This is a genomic window from Mycobacterium sp., assembly GCF_035633495.1.
Taxonomy (GTDB): Bacteria; Actinomycetota; Actinomycetes; order Mycobacteriales; family Mycobacteriaceae; genus Mycobacterium.
Genome location: NZ_DASQEU010000071.1, coordinates 1 through 2,977, shown reverse-complemented (window position 1 = coordinate 2,977; position 2,977 = coordinate 1). Strand labels below are relative to the sequence as shown.

3 protein-coding genes are annotated in these 2,977 nt (G+C 65.5%); 1 reads left to right on the top strand and 2 read right to left on the bottom strand.

What is annotated here, in order from left to right; translation table 11 throughout:
- Positions 1–161: 161 nt before the first annotated feature.
- A complete protein-coding gene (locus VET27_RS11585) occupies positions 162–1,406 on the bottom strand; it encodes an IS110 family RNA-guided transposase (RefSeq protein ID WP_526518140.1) in 1,245 nt (414 codons plus the stop codon).
- Between the two features lie 556 nt (positions 1,407–1,962).
- On the opposite strand from VET27_RS11585, the gene VET27_RS11580 reads away from it, so the two are divergent.
- On the top strand, positions 1,963–2,202 hold the full coding sequence (locus VET27_RS11580) for a hypothetical protein (protein WP_526518138.1): 240 nt from the start codon (positions 1,963–1,965) through the stop codon (positions 2,200–2,202).
- A gap of 94 nt (positions 2,203–2,296) precedes the next feature.
- Here the strand turns inward: VET27_RS11580 and VET27_RS11575 are convergent, their stop codons facing one another.
- Positions 2,297–2,875, bottom strand: coding sequence for a helix-turn-helix domain-containing protein (locus VET27_RS11575; protein ID WP_526518136.1), 579 nt, complete (start codon positions 2,873–2,875; stop codon positions 2,297–2,299).
- Positions 2,876–2,977 lie beyond the last annotated feature (102 nt).

Here is a 2,977-nt window from a genome sequence, read left to right as displayed (position 1 = left end):
GGCATCATGAACTACCGTGAGCATGGGCGTACCTTCCCAACCAGCGCGTCAACGCCGGTCTTGATCAGGACAACTTGGACTTTCAGATCATCCTCGGGAAGGTGCGCCTTTTCACGTCACCAGGCCGAGGGCCATCCACAGACCTCCGATTCCGCTAACTGTCAAGCAGCCGCCGATTCCGCTGCGGGATGCGGTTGTCCGAAAGCCTTGATCGGATCGAAGGTTTGGCCGGTTTGCAGGCAGTGGTAGAGCTGGCCGATCATCTTGTTGAACAAGTGCCGCAGAGCGGCGGCGTGGCGGTCGCCCTGGTCGCGGCGCCGGCGGTAGTGCACGCGGGCAGGACCGGGGTTGATCGCGGCGTAGGTGGCCCAAACCCAGCCGACAGCGGCGAGCCGGTCGTTCTTGACCCGTCGGTGGGTGACGGAAGTGACCTTGCCCGACGCCCTGGTGACCGGTGCTGATCCGGCATATGCCTTCAGTCCGCGGCCGTCGGCGAACCGGTCGCGGTCGTCACCGATCTCAGCGAGGACGCGGGCGCCGGTCACCTCGGCCAGGCCCGGAAAGCTGGTGATGACGGCGTGATCGGGGTGCTTGCGGAATTCTTCGGTCGCGCCCTGTTCGAGATCGTCAGCGCCGGCGCAGGCGGCATCGAGCATCGCCAGCAGGGCCATCGCTTGGCGGCCCATGGCCTTTTCGACCAGGTCCGGTTGCCGTAATTGCGGGATCCGCAAGTGTTTCAGGATGTCTGTGGCCAAATCGTCGATGCCGCGTTTACGACCGGCACGCCGCAGCGCGGCAGCGATGCGTGCCTTGGTGAGCCGGACGGCGTGCGCGGGCGTGGGCGCGATGGCCAGGACCGCGCGGGCTTCCGGTTTGGCCAGGTTGGTGGCGGACGTACCGGCAAAGGCGGCTAGGAACCCTGGATAATACTCGCGCAGAATCGATCGCAGTTCATTGCCGGCCTTGGTTCGTCGCCACACCGCATCCTGCTGGGCACGCGCCAAAACCGCTATGGCTTTGGCTAATTCGCTGTCGGCCGGCAGTTGTCGGTGGATGTGTCCGTCGACGCGAAGAATGTTCGCCAGCGTCATCGCATCGGCGTGGTCGGACTTCGCGCGGGCCACCGAGTGTCGCTCCCGGTAACGCGCCACGGCCATCGGGTTGATCGCGAACACCGGCCGTCCCGTACCCCGCAGAGCCGCCACCAGCAGCCCGCGCGGGGTTTCGATCGCCACCGGAATCAGGTGTTCCGGGTCGTCGCCAGCGTCGGCAAGCAGCTCGATCAATGCGCTGAATCCGGCCGGATCGTCGCCGATCCGTTTCTTCGCCAACAGCTTGCCATCGCCATCGATGATCGCGACGTCGTGATGCCCTTCAGCCCAATCGATTCCACACGATCGGTTCATTCCTCACACCTCCGTATTGTCCGTTAGTAGAACCAAACTGGTCCAAGACCCCAGCGAGAACGCGCAGCACCCTACTTACGAGCCTCTCGGGCTTGCCTCCGATGAGCTGTTCGCGATCCCAGCGCACCGCACGGCGCCGGTCTTTGTCAGAGCTCTGCGGCTCTCGAAAAGATACGGGGCGTCCTACCGTGCAAGCGGGCTCGAACCACGAACAATCCCAACCGTTGACCAGCGGTGGACCGCGACGACACGCCGTGCCCGGGCCCATCTGCTCGCGCAGCCGTCGAGGCTCGCGGCCTTCTTGGAGGGCTCAAGATCCTGAAGGTCGACGAGAGTCACCTAGACAGCGAACCCGCCCGGCGGCCCGCCTTCTGCCCTAACGATCGGGCTAGCACCGGCAGACAGGGGTCGCCGGGGCAAGCTGGCGAACGGTGACCGGCAGCTCGGCACCAAGCCTGTGGATAGACCTACCAACAGTCCTGTTCTGATCAGGTATCCGTGCCGCCGGTGCACCATTCACCGATAAGTAGGTTCTGATCATTTCTCCGCGGCGAGGATGGCGGCCTACTTGCGGGAGACGCATCCGCACGGCGACCCCAACGACGCGGTCTACAACGCGACCGCGCCGCTTTGGCCCAGCCGCAAGAACGGCGGCGGGCACAGGGCGACCGGACAGCGCTACGCGGTGCCGCCGGATTGGACCCAGCCGTTGGCTCTCGTGTTGACCGTCACTGAAGATGCAGATGATGGCGTCACTGTGAATGCGGACCGATTTCGGGTGGATTCGGGTTCGTGATCGGCGTGGTGACGGCGTGGTCGGCCCGTTGACGATGTGGTCTGCATGGTGACGGTCCGCCGCGGGCATGCGGATACCCCGCGGGCCGCGGATGTCAGGGGCTGCGCGGTGGGCAGAGGAGTCGGCCGCGGGTGTACATCCCGACCAGCGCCCACGTCGGGTCACCGAACCCGAATCGTTGCTTGTCGTGATGCGCCGTCGCGGCCAGCACGGTCAGCGCGTGACGTAGCGGATCGCCGAGATATTTGATGCTGCTGAACACCTCGACCGCGATCGCGATGAGCCGCCGATTGGCTTGGGTACTCAGCCAGTGCAAGTGATCGGGTGGAACTCGGCGCAACCACCGACGCACGGTCGACTCAGGCCGGTCGATCCGAGCGGCGATACGGCGGAATCCGAGACCATTTACCCTGTGTATCAACGCGTTTCCGATGACCTCGGTAGTGTCGGCGTGGCGGACTTGCAGCTCGGCCGGCAACAGCACCTGAGTCTTGGCGCACACGATGCAGCGGGCGCGGGCGGGCCGCACCGTCACGGCGCTCGTCCCTGGCCCGCGGACGGTACGGCTGCGCCCGTGCCCCCACTTGGCCAGGACCCCGGCGCACTCCGGGCACGCCATCGCCCCCGACGCCAGGCGTCTCTGGGCGTCTGCGGCGGACAGGACCACGATCACAGCAACGCACTCCGCTCATGGTTGTTCAGTCTTCCTTGGCGCCACGATGCCACGGGAGGGGTCAATTGGTGTTGGGCGGAACGGCTTTCGCCGACTCCGTCA

Coding starts and splice junctions, on each gene's coding strand:
- VET27_RS11585 (WP_526518140.1), bottom strand. CDS start 1,406: ATGAACCGATCGTGTGGAATCGATTGGGCTGAAGGGCATCACGACGTC.
- VET27_RS11580 (WP_526518138.1), top strand. CDS start 1,963: ATGGCGGCCTACTTGCGGGAGACGCATCCGCACGGCGACCCCAACGAC.